Origin of the sequence: Chryseobacterium sp. (genome assembly GCF_045629545.1) — a bacterium.
Taxonomy (GTDB): domain Bacteria; phylum Bacteroidota; class Bacteroidia; order Flavobacteriales; family Weeksellaceae; genus Chryseobacterium.
In genome coordinates this window covers 186,068-207,943 of the sequence record NZ_JAZQRK010000026.1, presented here as the reverse complement: position 1 = coordinate 207,943, position 21,876 = coordinate 186,068, and the positions used below count along the sequence as shown (strand labels likewise).

Sequence of the window (21,876 nt, the reverse complement as noted above, 5' to 3'; positions counted from 1 at the left end):
AAGTCAGAAAGAGCATACTAGCAATCTTATTATTTAATCTATTATTTGGTAACTACTATTTTTTTAGAAAGAATAATATTTCCTTTTTCATCGGTGAGGGTTGCAATATAAGAACCCACTACAAAATTGGTAAGATGTATTTGGTTATCTACTCTACCATTGGTTGGAGATATCTGTTGTTTCAGGTTTTCTCTACCTGCAATATCAAATATTTTTAGGGTTAAATTTCCTTTAACCTGATTGTCATTAACTTTTATATTCAATATATTTTGATCTACTTTTGTTGGGTAAATATCTATGTCTAGCGTACTAGTGGAAATATTCATTTTTTCATTTAAAATATATTTACTCGCCAAATCATAAATAGGCTGAGTATTTTCTCCTGAAATCTTTTGAGCAACCAAATCTTTTAAATGTACCTCAAATAAAGATCCGCCTTTTGCGCTAGCAATCACAATATTTCCTTTCGCATTTACTGCTGCGCCGTTCACCGAATATTTCTCTGGTAAACCTTCTATTTTACCAATAAACTTAGCCTGTAATTCTTTAGTTAAAATTTTAAATACATTTCCGGAAGTTGAAAATACATAGAAATTATGGTCTGCATCTGCGATAATATCACCACCAAAACCTGTTTCTACAACAGTAAATGAGTTTTTACCATTAGAAGAATCATCTTTTACAATCCCTAAATCTTTTACGGAATATTGATTGTTTTTCTTGCTAATTTGAATAAACTGCGTTCCAGAATTATTCATTGCGTAGATAGAACCATCAGCACCCGTAGTCATCCTTGTAATGTGAGAATTGATATCACAAGCTGAAACTCTTGCAACTTCGTTTTCTACTAATATTGTCTCTTTAGTTTTTGGATTGTACACATAAATATTAGACGAAAACATAGGCATATAAACAAGATTTTCGCTATTTGGCTCCAAGGCAAGAGCTGCTAATGTGGTAGATTGTGAGTTTCCATAAGCGTTCTTATCTTCTGTAATCGCAGATTTTCTAGCTTGAGAAAAAATCTTTGGTTCAGCGTTTACCGAAAATAAAATCTCATCACCATTACTTTTTGAAAGATCCAAAGATCGAATATCGTTGAACTGAATAGTTGGAGAAATTTTGCCTGTGATAGCAAAAAAGTCTTGCTGTGCAGAAAGTGTACTTCCTAGCAACAACAAGACTATAGGGAATAAATGTTTTTTCATTTTGTAGATTTTAGAGTCTTAACCATTTTGTAATGACTAAGTTAACAAATTTTTGTATTCGCTGCTCAAATTTTCTACTATTTTGAAAAAGCATCATTTTTTTATTTAAAAATATTTATTTTGAGAACTTAATAATGTTAATTGATCACGTAAGAAGTTCCTTCTCTGCTGTCTTTAAGCTCTATTCCTTCTGCCAACAATTTGTCTCTAATTTGGTCTGAAAGATCGAAATTCTTAGATTTTCTAGCTTGATTTCTCAATTCTATTAAAACTTGAAGAGTCTGATCCAACTTCTCATTATTGTTTTCTTCAATCTGTTGCAATCCTAAAACGTCAAAAATAAATGCGTGTAATGTAGATTTCAAATCTTCTAAATCTGCAGAAGAAATTGTTTCTTTACCCTCTTTAAGGGCAAAAATAAACTTCACAGCCTCGAATAAATGCGCAATAAGAATTGGTGAATTAAAATCGTCTGTAAGCGCTTCGTATGCTTTGTTCTTCCAATCTGAAAGTCTGAAACCAGATTCTACTGCATCGTTTGCAGAGATAGATTGCAATACCTTCATCGCTTCCATTAATCTTGTAAAGCCTTTCTCGCTTGCTAACATTGCGTCATTCGAGATATCCAAAACACTTCTGTAATGCGCTTGTAAGAAACAAAATCGTACAATAGTTGGATGAAAAGGTTTCTCGAAAAAATCGTTTTCTCCAGAGATTAATTGCTGTGGAAGGATGTAATTTCCTGTAGATTTACTCATACGTTGAGAATTCATGGTCAACATATTGGCATGCATCCAATAGTTCACAGGTTCTACATCGTTACAAGCTTTACCTTGAGCAATTTCGCACTCGTGGTGAGGAAATTTTAAATCCATACCGCCTCCGTGGATATCAAATTTGTCTCCTAGATATTTTGTACTCATCGCAGTACATTCTAGGTGCCAACCGGGGAAACCTTCTCCCCAAGGAGAATTCCAACGCATAATGTGTGCTGGAGAAGCTTTTTTCCAAAGGGCAAAATCTTGTGGATTTTTCTTTTCGCCTTGTCCATCTAGATCTCTAGTATTTGCGAAAAGCTCTTCTATATTACGTTTTGATAACTCACCATAGTTGAGTCCTCTTTTGTTGTATTCTAAAACATCAAAATAGACAGAACCATTACTTTCGTAAGCGAATCCTTTTTCTATAAGCTTTTCTGTAAGTTCTATTTGCTCTACAATGTGTCCTGTTGCTGTAGGCTCGATATTGGGTGGAAGAAGATTGAACCAATCTAAAACTTTATGAAAATCTACCGTGTACTTTTGTACAATTTCCATAGGTTCAAGTTTTTCTAGACGCGTTTGTTTTACGAATCTATCGTTGTTTACATCGCCATCGTCTGTAAGATGTCCTGCATCTGTAATATTTCTCACATATCTCACTTTGTACCCAAGATGCATCAAACTTCTATAGATAAAATCGAAAGATAGAAAAGTTCTTACATTCCCCAAATGCACATTGCTGTAGACTGTAGGTCCGCAGACATACATCCCAACGTTACCTTCTAGTATGGGTGTAAAGATTTCTTTTTCTGCTTTGAGTGAGTTGTATATTTTTAGTTGCATATTTTTTATTATTAAATGATGATGATTAAAAAATGAGTTGTCATTGTTTATTTGGTTCCACATTATTGATATGATGTGAATATTGCAGCCCGACTTGAGCGGAGCTCTTTTTTCGTAAGCTGAGCGAATGCTCAGCTTACGAAAAAAAGCGGGAGCGGTTGGCGGAAATAGCTGCCCAAATAAAAAAGTTTAGCTATAAACGTATATCTAGCTACAACAAATAATTGTGGTGCTGAAAATGGACGTTAAAACTTTTCTAAATATAATCATTGTTAATCTATTTTTGCGTGGCTTCCTACATAATGTAGAAATTCTTGGCGAGTAATTGGGTTGGTTCTGAAAATCCCAGAAAGCTCTGCGGTAATGGTAGAACTCGCAGTATCTTTGATCCCTCTACAATTCACACAAAGGTGCTTAGCATCTATAATACAAGCTACATTGTTGGTTCCTAAAGCTTCTTTTAGCGCATTAACAATCTGCATGGTCAATCTCTCTTGTACTTGAGGTCTTTTGGCGTAATAATCTACAATTCTGTTGATTTTTGATAGCCCAATAACATCGCCGTTGGATATATAAGCAACGTGCGCGCGCCCAATAATAGGCAAGAAATGATGCTCGCAGAATGAATATACGGTAATATCTTTTTCCACCAACATTTGGCGGTATTTGTATTTGTTTGAAAAAGTGGATATTCCTGGTTTGTTTTCAGGTAAAAGCCCTCCGAAAATCTCGTTCACATACATTTTGGCTACACGTTTTGGAGAATCCTTCAGGGAATCGTCTTCCATATCTAGACCCAAAGTTTCCATAATCTCGCCAAAAAGTGCTGTGATTTTTTCTATTTTTTCTTGTGGCGATTTATCAAAAGCATCTTCTCGTATAGGTGTATGTTCTGTTCCTGTGAAAATATCATCATCGTTATCGGTAAAATCAACCATTTTTTATTTATTTTGCAACAAAAATACGGATAAAATTAATTTCTGTATTTCATATCTTATCAAATAAATGTTCTAATCCTATATATTTTAGCCTACAAATGATGATTACGGTTGAAGAAATGAATAATTCTGCACAAAAAAAAGAGTTTCTAGATTTCCCAGATAGACTTTATAAAAACGATAAATCTTATATAAGACCGCTAGATAATGATATAGAAGCAACCTTTGATCCTTCAAAAAACCCTTTCTTCGAACACGGCGAGTGCAAGAGATTTTTGTTTAAAAATGATAAAAATGAAACTGTTGGTAAAGTTGCGGTTTTTATAGATCGTCAATACATACAGAGCCAACCCACCGGCGGAATTGGTTTTTTCGATTGCATAAACGACCAAGATACTGCTAATTTTATTTTTGATTTTTGTAAAAAATGGCTACAAGATAAGGGCATGGAAGCGATGGATGGCTCCATTAACTTTGGAGAAAGAGATAAATTTTGGGGTATTTTGGTAGATGGCTATTCTGAACCTTTGTACGGAATGAATTATAACTTTCCTTATTATAAAGATTTGTTTGAAAATTATGGTTTCAAATCTTATTACAATCAGTTGTGTTTTAGTAGAAAAATACATGATTCTACCTCTAGAATTTTGAATTTGATGCACGCCAAGCATTCTAAAAACCCAATATTTTCTGCGAAACCTGTCAATAAGAAAAATATAGATGATTTTGCTCACGATTTTTTCGTCATTTATAATAAATCTTGGGAAAGCCATGGTAGTGGAAAACAAATGTCTCTAGAAGAAGTAAAAAAGACCTTTAGGAATATGAAACCCGTGATGAACGAACATATCGCATGGTTTGCTTATGAGAACGGAAATCCTATTGCCATGTGGATCAATATCCCTGACCTCAACCAATGGTTTAAATTTCTAAATGGGAAATTTGGATTGTGGGAAAAACTAAAATTCTTGTATTATAAAGCTACGAAAACCAATACCAAAATGGTAGGACTAATTTTTGGCGTAGTACCAGAATGGCAAAACAAAGGGATTGAAGGGTATATGATTATAGAAGGTACCGAGCACATCCGAAAAAACACGAATTTTAAAGATTTTGAAATGCAATGGATTGGAGATTTTAACCCCAAAATGCTAGGACTTGCCAAACATCTGGAAACAGAAACTACCAGAACGTTTTCTACTTACAGATATTTATTCGATCGTGATAAAGAATTTGAAAGACATCCTACCCTATAAATCAACAACCTCATCAGTCCGATGAGGTTTTTTATTTTTAAAACAAAGCATTCGCTACTTTTTGTGTATTGCTGGAGTTACTCATGGTGTAAAAATGCAATCCTGGAACGCCAAATTCCAGCAATTCTTTACATTGATTAATACACCATTCCAAGCCAATTTGTTTAATGGCTTCTTTATCTTTCGCTTTCAAAACTTCCATGGCTAAAGTTTCTGGCAAGTCAATATAAAAATTCTTAGGAATAGATGTTAAATGTCCAAAAGTAGTCAACGGCTTAATTCCCGGAATAATAGGAATGTTGATATCCATTTCACGACATTTCTTTACAAAATCAAAATATTTTTGATTATCAAAAAACATCTGCGTCACGATATAATCTGCGCCCAATTCTACTTTTTTCTTTAGATAGTAGAGATCCATTGCTAAATTCGGAGACTCAAAATGCTTCTCAGGATAACCCGCAATTCCGATGCAAAAATCCATATTCTGAGTTTCTTGCAGCTCATCATCCAAATAATTCCCGTGATTAAGACCGTTAATTTGCTCAATCAATTCCGAAGCGTAAGAATGTCCACCAGGTTCTGAAGCAAAAGTTTTTTCCGTTTTTATAGGATCTCCACGAAGTACCAAAACATTATCAATCCCCAAAAAATTAAGATCAATCAACGCATCTTCCGTATCTTCTTTCGTAAAACCGCCACAAATCAAATGCGGAATTGCATCAATTTTATAATGATTTTGTATTGCCGCACAAATCGCCACCGTTCCAGGTCTTTTTCGCACTTGGTACTGCTTCAACAATCCATTTTCCTTTTGTTTATAAATGTATTCCTCTCGATGATAGGTTACGTCTATAAAGGCAGGCTTCATCTCCACCAAAGGATCCAAAGTTTTGAAGGTACAACCCACGTTTTGCCCTTTCAATGGAGGTAAAATCTCCACCGAAAACAACGGCTTTCCGTTCGCTTTTTCTATATGTTCGGTAACTTTCATTACTTATAATTTTAATTTTTTATTGGGCGTATCCCTTGCCAAAGCTTTTGCCAATACTCGGGTCGCTACGTTCGCTACTATCTTTTATTCCAATGCTTTTTCCTTTGCTTATAAAAGGATATCCGCTACCATCGCTTACGCAACTTTTAGTCTGCCAAATTTGGAGAAAGCCATTTTTTAGCATAATCCAAATCAACATTTTTACGTTTTGCAAAATCTTCTAATTGATCTTCTTTTATTTTTCCAACTCCAAAATATTTGGCGTGGGGACTTCCGAAATAATAGCCAGAAACCGCCGCTGTTGGCCACATCGCCAAACTTTCGGTAAGTGTTACGTCAATATTTTCTTTCACTTTCAATAAATCCCAAATCGTCAGTTTGTCCAAATGATCTGGACAAGCGGGATACCCTGGAGCGGGACGAATTCCTTTATATTTCTCTGAAATTAAATCTTCATTACTCAAATTTTCATCGTAAGAATATCCCCAAAAATCGGTTCTTACTTTTTTGTGCAAATATTCAGCAAAGGCTTCTGCAAAACGATCCGCCAATGCTTTCACCATAATGGCAGAATAATCATCGTTTTCGTCCTCATATTTTTTAGCCAATTCATCGGTTCCAAAACCTGCAGTTACACAAAAAGCACCAACATAATCGGTTTTATTAGACGATTTTGGAGCGATAAAATCCGATAAAGCCAAATAATCTTTCCCTTCCGACTTTTTCAATTGTTGACGAAGTGTTCTGAAAAAGAAAGTTTTTTCTCCATTCTTTAATTCAATATCATCTTCCTCATTCGAGTTGGCTGGAAAAACTCCGAAAACTGCTTTTGCAACCAATAATTTTTCATTAATGATTTTTAGAAGCATTTTTTTAGCATCATCAAATAATTCTGTCGCTTGAACTCCAACAACTTTATCAGTTAAAATCTGTGGATATTTTCCGTGCAAATCCCAACTCCTAAAAAATGGACTCCAGTCGATGAAATCAACCAATTCTTCAAGATTTTGACATTCAATCACTTTTACACCCAAATTTTTCGGTTGGAAAATTTCTTCTTTTTCCCAATCGATTTTAAATTTTTGCTCGCGAGCTTCTTTAATGGAAACATATTCTTTGTCCACTTGACGATTCAAGAATTTCTCACGAAACTCCTCGTAATCGTTTCTTAACTCTAATTTATATCCGTTTGATTTTTCTTTATTTAAAAGCGAACTCACAATACCAACCGCTCTAGAAGCATCATTAACGTGAACGACTGTATTTCCGTATTTCGGAGCAATTTTTACCGCAGTATGCGCTTTAGAAGTTGTTGCACCACCGATCATTAAAGGAAAATTAAGATTTCTTCTTTCCAATTCAGCAGCGAGATGTACCATTTCGTCCAAACTTGGAGTAATCAAACCACTCAATCCAATCACATCTACATTTTCATCAATCGCCGTCTGGATAATCTTTTCGGCAGGAACCATAACGCCCAAATCTATTATTTCATAATTATTGCAACCCAAAACCACACTCACAATATTTTTTCCAATATCGTGAACATCGCCTTTTACAGTTGCCATCAAAATTTTTCCGTTCGCTGGTCTTGTACCATCTTTTTCGGCTTCAATAAAGGGTTGAAGATACGCTACGGCTTTTTTCATCACACGAGCAGATTTTACCACTTGCGGCAAAAACATTTTTCCACTTCCGAATAAATCACCAACAACGCTCATCCCCGTCATCAAATTAATTTCGATAACGTGCAATGGTTTTTCGGCTTGTTGACGAGCTTCTTCCACATCTTCTTCAATAAAACGATCAATTCCTTTTACCAAAGCGTGTGTTATTCTATCTTGTAAAGGCATATCGCGCCAAGCCAAATCTTCTGCCTTTTCTTTTTTGGTAGACTTTACCCTTTCAGAATAATCGAGCAATCTCTCGGTTGCATCATCTCTTCTGTCGAGCATCACATCTTCCACCAATTCTAATAATTCTTTTGGTATTTCGTCGTACACTTCCAACATTGTAGGATTCACGATTCCTATATTCATTCCCGCTTTGATAGCATAATACAAGAAAACAGAGTGCATCGCTTCTCGCACTGAATCGTTCCCACGAAACGAAAACGAAACATTGGAAACGCCACCACTCACTGAAACGTGAGGAAGATTTTCGCGAATCCATTTTGTAGCTTCAATAAAATCGATGGCATTTCTACGATGCTCATCCATTCCCGTTGCGACAGGGAAAATATTGAGATCGAAAATTATATCTTCCGCAGGAAAACCAACTTTATTTACTAATATATCATAAGAACGTTTGCTAATTTCCAAACGTCTTTCGTAATTATCAGCTTGTCCAACCTCATCAAAAGCCATCACAATTACTGCCGCACCATAACGTTTTACTGCTTTTGCGTGCTTGATAAATTCCTCTTCACCTTCTTTCAAAGAAATGGAATTCACCACCGCTTTTCCTTGTACAACTTGCAATCCAGCTTCCAAAATCTCCCATTTAGAAGAGTCTATCATAATCGGAATTCTAGCAATATCAGGTTCTGAAGCAATTAAATTCAGGAATTTCACCATTGATGCTTTTCCATCAATCAAACCATCATCAAAATTAACGTCTAAGACTTGCGCACCACCTTCCACTTGATTTCTTGCAATATCAAGGGCCTCCGCAAATTTTTCTTCTTTTATTAATCGTAAAAATTTCTTAGAACCCGCCACATTGGTACGTTCCCCAACATTAATAAAATTGGATTCTGGAGTGATAATGAGTGGTTCTAAACCTGATAATTTTAAATATTTGGGTGTCAGTTGTTGATTGTCGGTTGTTGGATATATGTTATTTCCCATCGTTTAATTTTTTGTAATAATTAATAAATCCATTAATTAATTTTTTGCAAATAAGAGCTTGAAGGTTTAGGACTTCAAATTCTTATTTTATAATATAATTTTGATCCAATGCTATATAAATTTGAGTTTCTAATTCGAAAAGCGAACCTTTCTCGATATACAAAAAATGGATGGTCTCTTTAGAAGATTGCCTACCACATCCTTCAGCAATATTAGAAGGTATAGAAACAGAACTTCTTCTCATTTGATTGGTTAAACCAAACTGCTCTTCCTTAGGAAATTGCTTTGAAGTGCTATAAAATAAATTGGTAAGCTTTCTAAACTCTGTCCAAACTTCTAATTTTTGTGAAATCCATTTTTCTCTATTATTAAAATCCGACAACCATCAACTATTAACTCTCAACCGTCTTGGTTTATAATTCTTCGTTAAATCAGCGATTGCTTTGATGTGTGGCGGCGTTGTTCCGCAGCAACCACCGATAATATTAATGAGCCCTTTTTCTAGATACTCTTTAATTTGTTCTGCCATTTGTTCTGGAGATTCGTCGTATTGACCGAAAGCATTAGGTAAACCTGCATTGGGATACGCAGATATACCGAATTCTGATTGTGCAGAAATGGCTTCTAGATAAGGCGTTAATTGTTTTGCACCCAAAGCGCAATTAAAACCAACACTCAACAAATTAAGATGAGAAATAGAGATTAAAAATGCTTCTGCAGTTTGTCCGCTCAAGGTTCGTCCGGAAGCGTCGGTAATGGTTCCTGAAACCATAATTGGAATTTGAATTCCTCGTTCTTCTTGAATTTCATCTATCGCAAAAAGTGCGGCTTTCGAATTTAAAGTATCGAAAATAGTTTCTACCAAAAGAATATCAGAGCCTCCGTCTAGCAAAGCTTCTGCTTGTTGTTTGTAAGCAACTCTTAATTCGTCAAAAGTAATCGCACGATAACCAGGATCGTTAACGTCTGGACTTAAACTTGCAGTTCTGTTGGTTGGTCCGATAGATCCTGCAACAAATCTAGGTTTATTAGGATTTTGAGCCGTGAATTCATCGCAAACTTGACGAGCAATTTTTGCCGATTCGAAGTTAAGTTCATAGACCAAATTTTCCATATGATAATCCGCCATTGCAATAGTTGTCCCCGAAAAAGTATTGGTTTCGATGATGTCAGCACCAGCTTCCAAATATTTACGATGAACTTCAGCAATTGCTTGTGGCTGGGTTAAAGAAAGCAAATCGTTATTTCCTTTCAAGGGAGATTTCCACTCTTTAAATCTTTCTCCTCTATAATCTTCTTCTTCAAATTTGTATCGCTGAAGCATTGTTCCCATCGCTCCGTCGAGAATGAGGATTCTTTCAGAAATGGCTTTATATAGTTTTTGGTTATTGGCTAACGGTTGTCGGTTATCAGCAACAACTCGATTAATATTTTGAGTACTCATTTTTGAAATGTTTTGTAATAGTTAATAAAACCATTTAATAATTTTTTGCAGGAAAGAATTTTTTCTGCAACAGATTTAAAATCTTCATCAGATATATAGTTTTGATCTAATGATAAGTATAATTGTGTTTCCAGCTCATAAACCGAACCTCTTGCAATATGTAAAAATTGAATAGTGTCGTTTGCTGTTCTTCTTCCACAACCTTCGGCAATATTTGACGATATAGAAATAGCAGCTCTTCGAATTTGATTAGTTAAACCAAATATCTCTTCTTTAGGGAATTTCTTTGTGAGAGTATAAACTAAATTCACCAATTTTCTAGACTCTTGCCAAACTTCTAATTCTGTATATTCCTTTTTCATCTCACTATTTTTACCAAAAACTGACAACTATCAACTGATAACCAATTTAATCTAACGCTTGTTTCAAATCGGCAATAATATCTTCTACATTTTCTAAACCTACGGAACAACGCACCAAACCTGGCGTGATTCCGACTTCGTTTCTCTCATCATCAGAAAGTTTAGAATGTGTTGTAGAAGCAGGATGTGTAACAATTGTTCGGGTATCTCCCAAGTTAGCAGAAAGCGAACACATTTTTATTCTGTTCAAGAAATTTCTACCTCCTTCAATACCACCTTTTACTTCGAAAGCAACAATGTTTCCACCTAATTTCATTTGTTTTTTGGCCGTTTCGTAATTGGGATGCGACGGTAAGAATGGGTATTTCACCAATTCAACATTTGGATGATTTTCTAGAAATTCAGCTACTTTCACGGCATTTTCACAATGCTTTTCTACTCTAATAGCAAGCGTTTCTAAACTTTTGGAAAGTACCCAAGCATTGAAAGGTGACATTGCCGGACCTGTATTTCTAGCAAATAAATAAATTTCACGAATCAGATCCTCGCAACCCACCGCTACACCACCTAATACGCGACCTTGACCATCAATTAACTTCGTTGCAGAATGCACGACGATGTCCGCTCCGAACTTAATGGGTTGTTGCAAATAAGGCGTTGCAAAACAGTTATCCACAATGAATAGTAAATTGTGTTTTTTCGCAATTTTGCCCATTAATTCTAAATCTAAAACTTCAATCGCAGGATTGGTCGGCGTTTCTAAATATAAAATTTTGGTATTGGGTTGAATGTACTTTTCGATATCGTTTTCTTCCTCAGCTTTGAAATACGTCGTGTTGATGGTCCATTTCGGAAAATATTTTGTAAACAACGTGTGTGTAGAACCAAACACGGATTGGCAACTTAATATGTGGTCGCCCGCGCTTAACAATGCCGCCAAGGTGGAATAAATGGCCGCCATTCCTGTTGCGAAGGCGTAACCCGATTCGGCTCCTTCCATCTTGGCAATTTTATTAACAAATTCCGTAACGTTAGGATTCGAAAAACGGCTGTATAAATTCTTTTCTTTTTCTTCTGCAAAACTGGCGCGCATATCTTCTGCATCTTCGAAAACGAAGCTCGACGTGAGATACAAAGGCGTTGAATGTTCATCAAATTGAGAACGTTCCGTTTGCGTACGAACCGCAAGGGTTTCGAAATTTTCTGATTTTGGATGATGTATATGACTCATTTTGGTAATTTAAAATGTTGATTTCTTATTTCGTTTCACTCAATCTTAAAATATCTCCGAAAACTCCTCTTGCGGTAACTTTTGCTCCAGCTCCGGCCCCCATAATAACGATAGGATTTTCAACGTAACTTTCTGTATAAATTTCAAAAATGGAATCCGAACCTTTCAGTTGTCCTAAAGCGGAGCTTGCGGGAACGGAAATTAGTTTAACATCTAATTCTCCTTTGTCTTTATTCAAATCGCCATGTAAATCGCCAACGTAACGAAGTACATGATTCGGTTCTTGATTTTCTTTTATTTTTTGATATTCTTCATCTAATTCTTGCAAACGAGCAATAAATTCTTCTTTCTTGATATCTAAAAGATTTACAGGAACTAAATTTTGAATGTTGATATCTGAAAATTCATTAATCAAATCTAGTTCTCTCGCTAAAATTAAAAGTTTGCGCGCCACATCATTTCCAGATAAATCTTCACGTGGATCGGGTTCTGTAAACCCTTTTTCCATTGCTTCTTTAATAATGGTTGAAAATTTCTCTTCTCTTAAACAAAAATTATTGAAAACGTAACTCAAAGTTCCTGAAAAAACGCCTTTTATTCTGGTAATATTTTCCCCTGAAAGATGCAGTAATTTAATCGTATCAATCAACGGCAATCCTGCTCCTACATTGGTTTCGTAAAGATATTTTCTATTTTTTTTGCTTAGTGTATATCTCAGATTTCGATACTGCTCTATCGGCAAAGTATTAAATACTTTATTAGACGAAACGAGATCGAAACCATTTTCTGCCAATAGTTGATAGTTTTGTACAAAATCGCTACTTGCTGTATTATCCACCACAATGAGGTTTTCTAACTGATTTTCTTGTGAAAACTGAATTAATTCTGACATATCTGATGTCGAAGTTGCGTTGGCAACTTCAACTTTCCAATTTTCATCGAAGCCGAATTTATTGTAAGCAATCTTTTTGGAGTTGGCAATTGCAACAATTTTAAGATCTATTTTTTTTCTTCTTTTTATTTCTTCAGAAGTTGATAAAATTTGGTCTATTAAAGCTTTTCCTACATTTCCGTGTCCGATTATTGCCAAGTGAACTGTTTTTGGTTTTTTGAAAATTTCAGCTTCTATGACATTTTTAGTTTTTTCATCTTGTGAAGATGCCACTACGATATTCACTCTATTTTGGCTAGCAATCTGATTTAGAAGTAATGGAAATACATTATTTCTAGCGAGTTCTGATAATATTTTGTTGTAGTCTTTGGTTACAAAACCCAAAACAGAAACATTATTAATACTATAAATTTGAGAAACTTTTCCATCTTTTCTTTCAGGTGCGAATTCTTCTATTAGGCAATTCACGGCTTTCTCAGAATCTGCTTCATTTACTAATATCGATAAACCGTTTTCTATCGCTTGTTGAGAAATTACGCCTACACTTATCCTTGCTAATGTAAGCGCTTTGAATATTCTCCCGTCTACACCAATTTCACCCAAGAAATCTTCTCCTTCAAATTTTATGATGGATCTGTGTTTAAAAAATTTAATCTCGTTGCTATCACTATTATTTTTCATGATCGAAAATTGTATTTATTATCATATTTAATTGTTTGTATTCCATTAAAAATGCGTCATGACCATGGATAGAACTGATTACGAAATGACGCACATTTTTATTTTTATTCTTTAGGAGTTCGAAAGTCAATTGGTTTTCTGAGGCAGGGTAAAATAGATCTGTATCTATGGATACAATACTAATGTTTGCATTGATACTACTAATCTCCTCTTCGGTAACACTCATCGTTGTTAATAAATGATTAACAAGCCAGTAAGCCTCTAAACTAAATCTATCGTTAAGCTCTTTACCATGATATTCTAGCCAATTTTGAGATTGAAGTTGCTGCTGCATTTCATCTTTCTCCCTCTTAAATCTAGAATTGATAGATTCTGGAGTTCTATAGCATAACATGGCATGCATTCTTGCTTTTTCTAACGGTTGATGGGTTGACTCTAATAGACACTTTTGAATGATGCACTGAGCATACATCCAATCTGTAGTTTTGTAATTTGTAGCAATAGGAATAAATTTTTCTGCAAGATTTTTTTCTAACGCCATCATTTGCCAACCGATAGAGCCACCTATAGAGCCACCAATTAGAGCATAAAGTTTATGTATATTGAGATATTTTAAACCATTTAGGAATAGTTGTGCTATGTCGCGAATGCTAAAATCTTCGTATCGATCTAATAATACGCCATCATATCCATTGCCTGGAATATTAAAGCATATAATAGTAAACTGGGAAGTATCAATTGTTTTTTGATTTCCTACAAGTGTTTTCCACCAGCCTTTTTCTCCCGCAACATCAGAATTGCCAGTCAGCGCATGGTTCACCATGATAATAGGTGCCGAAAATAAGCGTTTGCCAAAAAGCTGATAGCTAAGCGGAATTTGATATTCTTTATTAGAATAGGTAGTGTAGGATAAAATAAAGGTTTTCAGTTCTGTTTTCAATTTATATAATCTTAAATAAATTTGAAAATGCCACAGGAAATGGCTGAATAGAACTTCAGTAAGTTATCTGTCCAAAAAAATAATTTTGGTAGAACGTAGCACCTTCTTTACTTTCCTAAAGGGTTGCCAAGGCTTCATAGGGTCTAATCCCTCAACCTTTCTTGATAACATTTTCAATATGTGTATGATCGAATGGTACAAAGGTATATAATTTTCATTAAATAATTATAAAAAAATAATGATCTTCCTCTTTTCTCAATGATAAGCTTCTGATGGAGAGTATTAATATTTAATTAGCTTAAAATAATTGCTTTTATTTATCAAAAAATATACCTTAGCGTGGAAAATGTTGAATTATGAATGTTGAAAAACAAAGACTCCAAGATCCAAATTGGCGCAATTGGGGACCTTATGTAAGTAATAGACAATGGGGAAATGTACGTGAAGATTATAGTCACAATGGTGATGCATGGAATTTTACTACCCATGATAATGCTGAGAGCTATGCCTACCGTTGGGGCGAAGAAGGTATTGCTGGACTCTCGGATACCAAGCAACTCTTTTGTTTTTCTATGGCTTTTTGGAACAAAAATGATAAACAGGTCAAAGAGCGATTTTTCGGACTAAGCAATCCGCAAGGTAATCATGGTGAAGACATCAAAGAGATTTTTTACTATCTAGATAACACGCCAACTCATAGTTATATGAAGATGGTCTACAAATATCCCATTAATGCTTTTCCTTATGAAAATCTGATCGAAGAAAATGCTAGAAGAAGCAACTTGGAGCAGGAATATGAAATTATAGATACGGGAATTTTTGACAATGATGAGTATTTTGATATTTTTATTGAATACTGCAAATCTGATACAAATGATATTTTAGTCAGAATCAATATCTGTAATAGGAGTCATAACGATGCTCCACTATTTGTAATGCCAACTGTTTGGTTTAGAAACAATTGGAAATGGGGATATAATGAATATCAAGGACAATTTGACACCCATGAAAATGGATGTATTAATATACACCATGACAGTGTAGAAATAAAAAAATTCTACTCTAAGAATAAAAATGCCGAAGCTGTTTTTTGCAATAATGAAACTAACTATTCTAGAATCTACGGCAATCCTCATGTAGATAATGCCTACTACAAAGATGGCATCAATAATTATATTATTCATCAGCATAAAACCACCAATCCAGAAAAAAAAGGGAGCAAAGCAGCATTTGTAATAGAAACTATTATACCTGCAAAATCATCAGAAATCTTTGAATTTAGATTATCACCGCATGAGTTAGACGATGCATTCTTTGGATTTGATGAAATATTTGAAGGGAGAATTACTGAAGCCGATAGTTTTTACGAGACTATACAGCAAGATGTACCCAATGAAGATGAAAAAAATGTGCAAAGACAAGCATTTGCTGGTCTACTTTGGAACAAACAATTTTATCATTATAATATTGGAAAATGGCTAAAAGGAGACCCTAATAATAATGCCCCAAGAGATTTTAATAACCATGTTAGAAATACAGAGTGGGAGCATCTACACAATAAAGATATTATCTCTATGCCCGACAAGTGGGAATATCCTTGGTATGCAACTTGGGATCTAGCTTTTCACTGTGTTCCCTTTGCCATTATTGATGGAGATTTTGCTAAAAATCAATTGCTTTTGCTTACCAAAGAATGGTATATGCATCCCAACGGACAAATGCCTGCTTATGAATGGAATCTAAGTGATGTAAACCCGCCAGTACACGCATGGTCGTGTTTTAGAGTTTTTAAAATAGATGAAAAAAATAATGGAAAACCCGATTTATTATTTTTAGAAAAAGTATTTCAAAAATTGCTACTCAATTTTACATGGTGGGTCAATAGAAAAGATAAAAATGGAAAAAATATATTTGGAGGAGGTTTTTTGGGTCTTGATAATATAGGAGCTTTCGATAGAAATATGGAGCTTCATGATGGCGAGCATCTAGAGCAAGCTGATGGCACCAGTTGGATGGCAATGTACGCACTCAATATGATGCGTATCGCGATGGAATTGGCTCAGTATTATCAAGTATATGAAGATATGGCGATTAAATTTTTTGAGCACTATCTTTATATTGCAGAAGCCATGGAAAATATGGGTAATGATAAAACTGGTCTTTGGAACGAGGAAGATGGATTTTTCTACGATGTATTACAGTTGGCAAATGGTGAAAGTGTGACGCTAAGACTGCGAAGTATTGTAGGACTAATCCCACTGTTTGCAGTAGAAATTATAGATCACCATATTTTGGAAAAAATGCCTAATTTCAAAAAAAGGATGGATTGGGTACTAAAAAACAAACCAGAACTTGCTAATCTTGTTTCTCATTGGGAAGAAGAAGGCAGTGGAAGAAAACATCTAATGAGTATTCTACGTAAAAATAGACTGAAAAAAGTGCTTTCTAGGATGCTAGATGAAAAAGAATTCTTAAGCCAATATGGTATTCGTGCTATGTCTAAAGTATATGAAGAAAATCCATTTGTGTTTTCTGTACACGGTGTAGAAAATATTGTACGCTATACGCCAGCGGAAAGTGATAGCCGAATGTTTGGAGGCAATAGCAACTGGCGTGGACCGATTTGGTTTCCGATTAACTTTCTTATTGTGGAGAGTTTACAGCGTTTTCACTTCTACTACGGAAATAGCTTTACGGTAGAAATGCCTACAGGTAGTGGTAGCAAAAAAAATCTGGATGTGGTTGCCCATAATATTAGCAATAGATTGTGCTCTATATTCTTGAAAGATGAAAATGGGCAAAGAGCCTTTAACGGCGGAAACCAAAAATTTAATCATGATGAATTTTTCAAAGACTATATCACCTTCTACGAATATTTTCATGGAGATAATGGGCGAGGAGTTGGAGCTTCTCATCAAACGGGTTGGACGGCCACTGTAGCAAAACTGATGAAACATAGGATTGCATAATATCAAAAAAGGCTTTCAGAATAGTCTGAAAGCCTTTTTAACGATTATACTTTTTCACCATTCAAGTAGACTTCAAAGCCAATTTCCACATTAGGTTCTAAGGTCTTTGAAACCGAACAATATTTTTCGAAAGAAAGTTCTGCCGCTTTTTGGGCTTTGTTTGCATCTATTTTACCTTCCAAAAAGAATTTCACCATAATAGATTTAAAAGGCTTAGCGTCATCCACCACCACTCTTTCTCCTTCTACCTCAGCTTTGAAATCTGTAATTTCTTGCCTTTGCTTTTTCAAAATAGACACCACATCTATCCCACTACATCCCGCAACAGCCATCAAAATACTTTCCATAGGAGAAACTCCTTTTGCACCAGGCTGAGAAGTATTATCCAATAAAATAGAATTTCCTTGCGAATTGCTACATTCAAATAAATAATCTTCGTTCAGTCTATTTAATGTTATTTTCATAATTTTTTATATTATTTTTCATAAATCATTCCTTCAGGATCGATTGCTTTTCGATCTATTTCAGACATGCTTTTTCTTAGAACTTTCACAGTAAATGCACCTCTTATTGTATCTCCATCATAATACATCCAATCTGATATTCTATTAAATGGCACCTCAACAGAATCACCAAATTTAACATCTTTTACATCAATAGGATTATTTTGTACCACACCATAATACCTTCCATTAACTTTTTGAATTTCTCCAATCCACAAATGCTCATTTCCTTTTACTGTTGGAAAACTCTCCTTTAAGGTATAATTATAACTATTTGGATTGTTATTTTCTAATGCTATATCAAAACAATGAATTGATTTTTGTGCTTTATCTATAGCTTCGTTCATTGCTCCATCATCACTCTCTACAAACGAAACATCAGGTTCCGAATCTCGTTTCAGAGTAGAATATTTTTTCTCACAAGCAACATTTAATAAAAGTAAAAAGATCAATAAATTACATTTTTTCATGGTAATTTTTTACAAAATCCCTCTTGCCTTGATCTCCAAATATTTATTAATCACATCTACATTGAGATTCTCGGGCAAAGTATATACTGAGTAAATTCCGTATTTTTTTAGTTCCTGAATAATTAATTTTTTTTCAAATTCAAATTTTTCAGCAATCACTTCATCATAGATTTCCTGCATATTTTCTGGATTTTTGTGAATAAGAGATTGCAGCTCTGCGTTTTTAAAGAAAACCACTACAAGTAGATGATTTTTGGCGATACCACGAAGGTATTTCAACTGGCGATTGAGACCATCTAACGTTTCAAAATTGGTAAATAGCAATACCAAACTCCTTTGGTTGATAGAATACTTAACTTCTTGATACAATCTATTAAAATCACTTTCGGAAAAATCTGTTTTAATATTATACAAAGATTCTGATATTTTTCTTAGCTGACCCGATTTGTTATCAGCAGCCAATTTATTTTCAGATTTTTTAGAAAAAGCCATCATCCCTGCGCGATCTCCTTTTTTAAGTATAATATGCGATAAAGCCATCGTTGCATTGATGGAATAATCCAAAAGACTTAATCCATTAAAGGGCATTTTCATCGTTCTCCCTTTATCAATCAGGATGAAAACTTTCTGCGCTTTCTCATCCTGATATTGGTTTACCATGAGCCTATTGCTTTTGGAAGTCGCTTTCCAGTTGATGGTTCTGATATCATCTCCGGGTACATATTCTTTGATCTGTTCAAATTCCATGGTGTGGCCTAGCTTTCGTATTTTTTTCATTCCTCCCAATAAAAACTCATTTTGCAAAGCCATCAATTCATATTTTCTAAGATGGATAAACGACGGATAAGCTGCCAAATGAGCGTCTTTTTGAAATGAAAATCTTTTTGAAACCAATCCTAATGGAGAAGAAGTAAAAACATTCAGCGCACCGAAATGATATTCTCCACGCTCTTTTGGTTCAAGTACATATTGAAATAAAGTATTCTTTCCCGCTTCAATTTTTCTCTCAATAAGAAAATCGCGTTTCTGAAACTGAAAAGGAATTTCATCAATAATCTTGCAATGAATAGGGAATCCAAAATTATTTCTAATATCAATTTTCACAGGATTTTCGTCTCCATTAGAAAGTTTTTCCGGTAATATTCTTTGTGCCAAAATAGCTTCTTTCTGAAGAAACAAAAGTAAATAATCTACCATTGTTGCTAAAAATAGCACAAGTAAAATGCAATGCCCAACGATAACGAATGGCGAAAAGAAAAACCCGAAAACATACAAAATTCCCACTCCTATAAGTGCGAAGAAAAAGCGAGTATTGATGTATAAGTTTTTCATCATAACCTACCTAGGAATTTCTATTCCTTCTAAAATTTGGCGTATAATTTCATCAGCAGACAAACCTTCCATTTCTCTTTCCGGAGAAACGATAACTCTGTGTCGCAATACGGCAAAACTTGCCTCTTTGATGTCTTCTGGCGTTACAAAATCTCTTCCCCTTAATGCTGCAAAAGCTTTAGATGCTGTAAGCAAAGCTAAACTTGCTCTTGGCGAAGCACCCAAATATAAAAACGGATTTTCTCTTGTATTAATAATAATTTTCGCAATATATTCTAGCAACTGAGATTCTACAATCACTTCCTTTACCAAATTTTGGTACGTTGCCAATTGTGCAGCAGTTACTACAGGATTTATAACGTCAGTTTTATCTTCTAGCCTATTATCATGTTGTTTTTTGACAATGGAAATCTCTTGCTCCAAATTGGGATAGCCAACATTTATTTTAAACAAAAAGCGATCGAGTTGCGCCTCAGGAAGTCTGTAAGTTCCTTCGTGTTCTATTGGGTTTTGCGTGGCAATCACTAGAAAAGGAGCTTCCATTGGATATCGTATCCCATCCATCGTAATTTGTCTTTCTTCCATTACCTCAAATAAAGCAGATTGAGTTTTTGCAGGCGATCTATTAATTTCATCAATTAGAATAAAATGAGAAAATATAGGTCCTTTTTTAAACTCAAATTCAGAATTTTTTACATTAAAAATAGATGTTCCCAAAATATCAGAAGGCATCAAATCTGGCGTGAATTGTATTCTACTGAAATCTACCGCTATGGTTTTAGCAAGCATTTTTGCTGTAATAGTTTTGGCAACTCCTGGCACCCCTTCTACCAACACATGACCATTAGAAAGCAGCGCAGCCAATAAATGATCTATCATATCATCCTGTCCCACGATTACTTTTGCTAATTCTGCCTTTATTTTATCTAGGCTCAATCGCAATTCTATCATATCTATTCTAGAGTTGAAGTTGTTATCCGTTTTCTCTAAGTTTATAGTGTGCTTATTGTTTATATCTTCTTGGTTTTCCATAGTGTTTTTTTATTTTAAAATATCATCTAATAACTTATTCATCTTAGAGAGATCTTCCTTCATCACCGAGGCATAAGGATCTTGTGCTATCTTAATCAACGATATAGCTTCTTTTATTTTATCTATCGGCTGCCCTGTTTTTATCTGAAGTTTCTTAAGAAAATTATCATCCAAATTGGCAGTATCCATCAATAAGTCTAGTCTTACTTTATTCAAAAAATATTGAGCTTTTTTCGCCATCATATCATGAAAATCACCTTCTTGCAGATACAAGTTTCCAATACTTTTCACAAAATCTACTGAAGTATTTTCCAAAGGTTCTATGATGGGAACAATGCGTTGTTTTCTTTTGGCATTAAAAAAAACAAATAATACTAATCCTCCTAAGAAAATCCACCAAGCATACTTCAAAGGAGGGTTAGACAAGATGAACCTCATGAAAAACTGAGATTCTTTGGTATTGCTTTCTACGAACCAAAGTGTTTCTTGATCCTGAATATAAGAAAATACATCTTGGGCATATTTTACATTTCCAGATTTTAGTAAGTAATAATTCGTTAGAAATAAAGGTTCCGAGTGTACATAGATATTACCTTTTCCTATTTTGGCTTTTATGAAATTTGCCTGATCTTTATTTTTTTCTTCAACCGTTTTACCCAAAATTTCCACTTGTGGTTTTATGTAAGAAAAACCTTGACCTGATGGAAATTTATCCAATTTTATATAATCATTTTGATATTTTTTATCTGTAAGCTTCAATACATTCTCTTCGGCAAAAGCAATTTCAGAATCGTAATATCCAATGCTATCGGAGATTTCTTTGGGTAACCTCGCACCAATAATCATCGCGTCTGAGCCTTTGGCAACTTCATCTAAGATCTTATGCCAAGATTCTTCGTCTATATCACTTTCTATTATTAAAATATTATGATTCTTTCTATTATTCTTATCGTAATATTCGTACGGACTATCTTCTATTTTATAAAGTTTATTTTTAAATAAATATTTAGCTTCTTTATTAAATACAAACAATCCAAATGGTGTTTTTTTGTCAACATCAAAATTTTTTCGCCAATCTGTAACCTCTTTTTTATTGACTTCAAACAATGCCAAAATCACCATAATAATGATGAAAAGCAAGGCATATATTTTGAAAGTTTTATTCATAAAA

The 21,876-nt window shown here is 34.5% G+C and carries 18 protein-coding genes and 1 riboswitch; of the genes, 2 read left to right on the top strand and 16 right to left on the bottom strand.

Annotated elements, in window-relative coordinates:
* Positions 1-41: 41 nt before the first annotated feature.
* The 3 genes from ACKI42_RS06380 to folE all read right to left on the bottom strand — a co-directional run bounded on the left by ACKI42_RS06380 (position 42) and on the right by folE (position 3,750).
* Positions 42-1,208 (bottom strand): T9SS type A sorting domain-containing protein, encoded by a 1,167-nt coding sequence (locus ACKI42_RS06380; RefSeq protein ID WP_407403593.1) that lies wholly within the window; start codon positions 1,206-1,208, stop codon positions 42-44.
* 137 nt (positions 1,209-1,345) lie between these two features.
* Complete coding sequence (cysS, locus tag ACKI42_RS06375) at positions 1,346-2,812, bottom strand: cysteine--tRNA ligase (protein ID WP_407403591.1); 1,467 nt, start codon at positions 2,810-2,812, stop codon at positions 1,346-1,348.
* Positions 2,813-3,084: 272 nt separating this feature from the next.
* Entirely contained in the window at positions 3,085-3,750 is a 666-nt protein-coding gene (gene folE, locus ACKI42_RS06370; RefSeq protein WP_407403589.1) for a GTP cyclohydrolase I FolE, read from the bottom strand.
* A 98-nt stretch (positions 3,751-3,848) separates the two neighbouring features.
* On the opposite strand from folE, the gene ACKI42_RS06365 reads away from it, so the two are divergent.
* The gene (locus ACKI42_RS06365; protein WP_407403587.1) at positions 3,849-5,006 is read left to right on the top strand and encodes a hypothetical protein; all 1,158 of its coding nucleotides are present in this window, start codon (positions 3,849-3,851) and stop codon (positions 5,004-5,006) included.
* A gap of 37 nt (positions 5,007-5,043) precedes the next feature.
* Here ACKI42_RS06365 and metF read toward each other — a convergent pair whose 3' ends face one another.
* The 8 genes from metF to ACKI42_RS06325 all read right to left on the bottom strand — a co-directional run bounded on the left by metF (position 5,044) and on the right by ACKI42_RS06325 (position 14,399).
* Positions 5,044-6,000 (bottom strand): methylenetetrahydrofolate reductase [NAD(P)H], encoded by a 957-nt coding sequence (metF, locus tag ACKI42_RS06360; protein WP_407403585.1) that lies wholly within the window; start codon positions 5,998-6,000, stop codon positions 5,044-5,046.
* A 146-nt stretch (positions 6,001-6,146) separates the two neighbouring features.
* Positions 6,147-8,849, bottom strand: coding sequence for a methionine synthase (metH, locus tag ACKI42_RS06355; protein ID WP_407403583.1), 2,703 nt, complete (start codon positions 8,847-8,849; stop codon positions 6,147-6,149).
* 82 nt (positions 8,850-8,931) lie between these two features.
* Entirely contained in the window at positions 8,932-9,231 is a 300-nt protein-coding gene (locus ACKI42_RS06350) for a four helix bundle protein (protein ID WP_407403581.1), read from the bottom strand.
* A 3-nt stretch (positions 9,232-9,234) separates the two neighbouring features.
* On the bottom strand, positions 9,235-10,293 hold the full coding sequence (locus tag ACKI42_RS06345; RefSeq protein WP_407403579.1) for a homocysteine S-methyltransferase family protein: 1,059 nt from the start codon (positions 10,291-10,293) through the stop codon (positions 9,235-9,237).
* On the bottom strand, positions 10,290-10,655 hold the full coding sequence (locus ACKI42_RS06340; protein WP_407403577.1) for a four helix bundle protein: 366 nt from the start codon (positions 10,653-10,655) through the stop codon (positions 10,290-10,292). The genes ACKI42_RS06345 and ACKI42_RS06340 overlap by 4 nt, the downstream gene beginning before the upstream one ends.
* A gap of 46 nt (positions 10,656-10,701) precedes the next feature.
* The gene (locus ACKI42_RS06335) at positions 10,702-11,886 is read right to left on the bottom strand and encodes an O-succinylhomoserine sulfhydrylase (RefSeq protein ID WP_407403575.1); all 1,185 of its coding nucleotides are present in this window, start codon (positions 11,884-11,886) and stop codon (positions 10,702-10,704) included.
* A 25-nt stretch (positions 11,887-11,911) separates the two neighbouring features.
* Complete coding sequence (locus ACKI42_RS06330) at positions 11,912-13,459, bottom strand: ACT domain-containing protein (protein WP_407403573.1); 1,548 nt, start codon at positions 13,457-13,459, stop codon at positions 11,912-11,914.
* Positions 13,449-14,399 carry an alpha/beta fold hydrolase gene (locus tag ACKI42_RS06325; RefSeq protein ID WP_407403571.1) on the bottom strand — a complete coding sequence of 317 codons (951 nt, stop codon included), beginning with the start codon at positions 14,397-14,399 and terminating at the stop codon, positions 13,449-13,451. Before ACKI42_RS06325 ends, ACKI42_RS06330 begins: the two co-directional genes overlap by 11 nt.
* A 60-nt stretch (positions 14,400-14,459) precedes the next feature.
* A riboswitch (SAM riboswitch) is annotated at positions 14,460-14,570 on the bottom strand.
* A 185-nt stretch (positions 14,571-14,755) separates the two neighbouring features.
* On the opposite strand from ACKI42_RS06325, the gene ACKI42_RS06320 reads away from it, so the two are divergent.
* Positions 14,756-17,368 carry an MGH1-like glycoside hydrolase domain-containing protein gene (locus tag ACKI42_RS06320; protein WP_407403569.1) on the top strand — a complete coding sequence of 871 codons (2,613 nt, stop codon included), beginning with the start codon at positions 14,756-14,758 and terminating at the stop codon, positions 17,366-17,368.
* A gap of 44 nt (positions 17,369-17,412) precedes the next feature.
* Here ACKI42_RS06320 and ACKI42_RS06315 read toward each other — a convergent pair whose 3' ends face one another.
* The 5 genes from ACKI42_RS06315 to ACKI42_RS06295 are packed head-to-tail and all read right to left on the bottom strand — an operon-like array spanning position 17,413 to position 21,872.
* Positions 17,413-17,832: an OsmC family protein gene (locus tag ACKI42_RS06315; RefSeq protein WP_407403567.1), complete on the bottom strand. Its 420-nt coding sequence runs from the start codon at positions 17,830-17,832 to the stop codon at positions 17,413-17,415.
* Between the two features lie 11 nt (positions 17,833-17,843).
* On the bottom strand, positions 17,844-18,323 hold the full coding sequence (locus tag ACKI42_RS06310; RefSeq protein ID WP_407403565.1) for a DUF2314 domain-containing protein: 480 nt from the start codon (positions 18,321-18,323) through the stop codon (positions 17,844-17,846).
* Between the two features lie 27 nt (positions 18,324-18,350).
* Complete coding sequence (locus tag ACKI42_RS06305; RefSeq protein ID WP_407403770.1) at positions 18,351-19,673, bottom strand: DUF58 domain-containing protein; 1,323 nt, start codon at positions 19,671-19,673, stop codon at positions 18,351-18,353.
* A 6-nt stretch (positions 19,674-19,679) separates the two neighbouring features.
* Positions 19,680-20,705, bottom strand: coding sequence for an AAA family ATPase (locus tag ACKI42_RS06300; protein WP_407403563.1), 1,026 nt, complete (start codon positions 20,703-20,705; stop codon positions 19,680-19,682).
* A gap of 9 nt (positions 20,706-20,714) precedes the next feature.
* Entirely contained in the window at positions 20,715-21,872 is a 1,158-nt protein-coding gene (locus ACKI42_RS06295) for a hypothetical protein (protein ID WP_407403561.1), read from the bottom strand.
* Positions 21,873-21,876 lie beyond the last annotated feature (4 nt).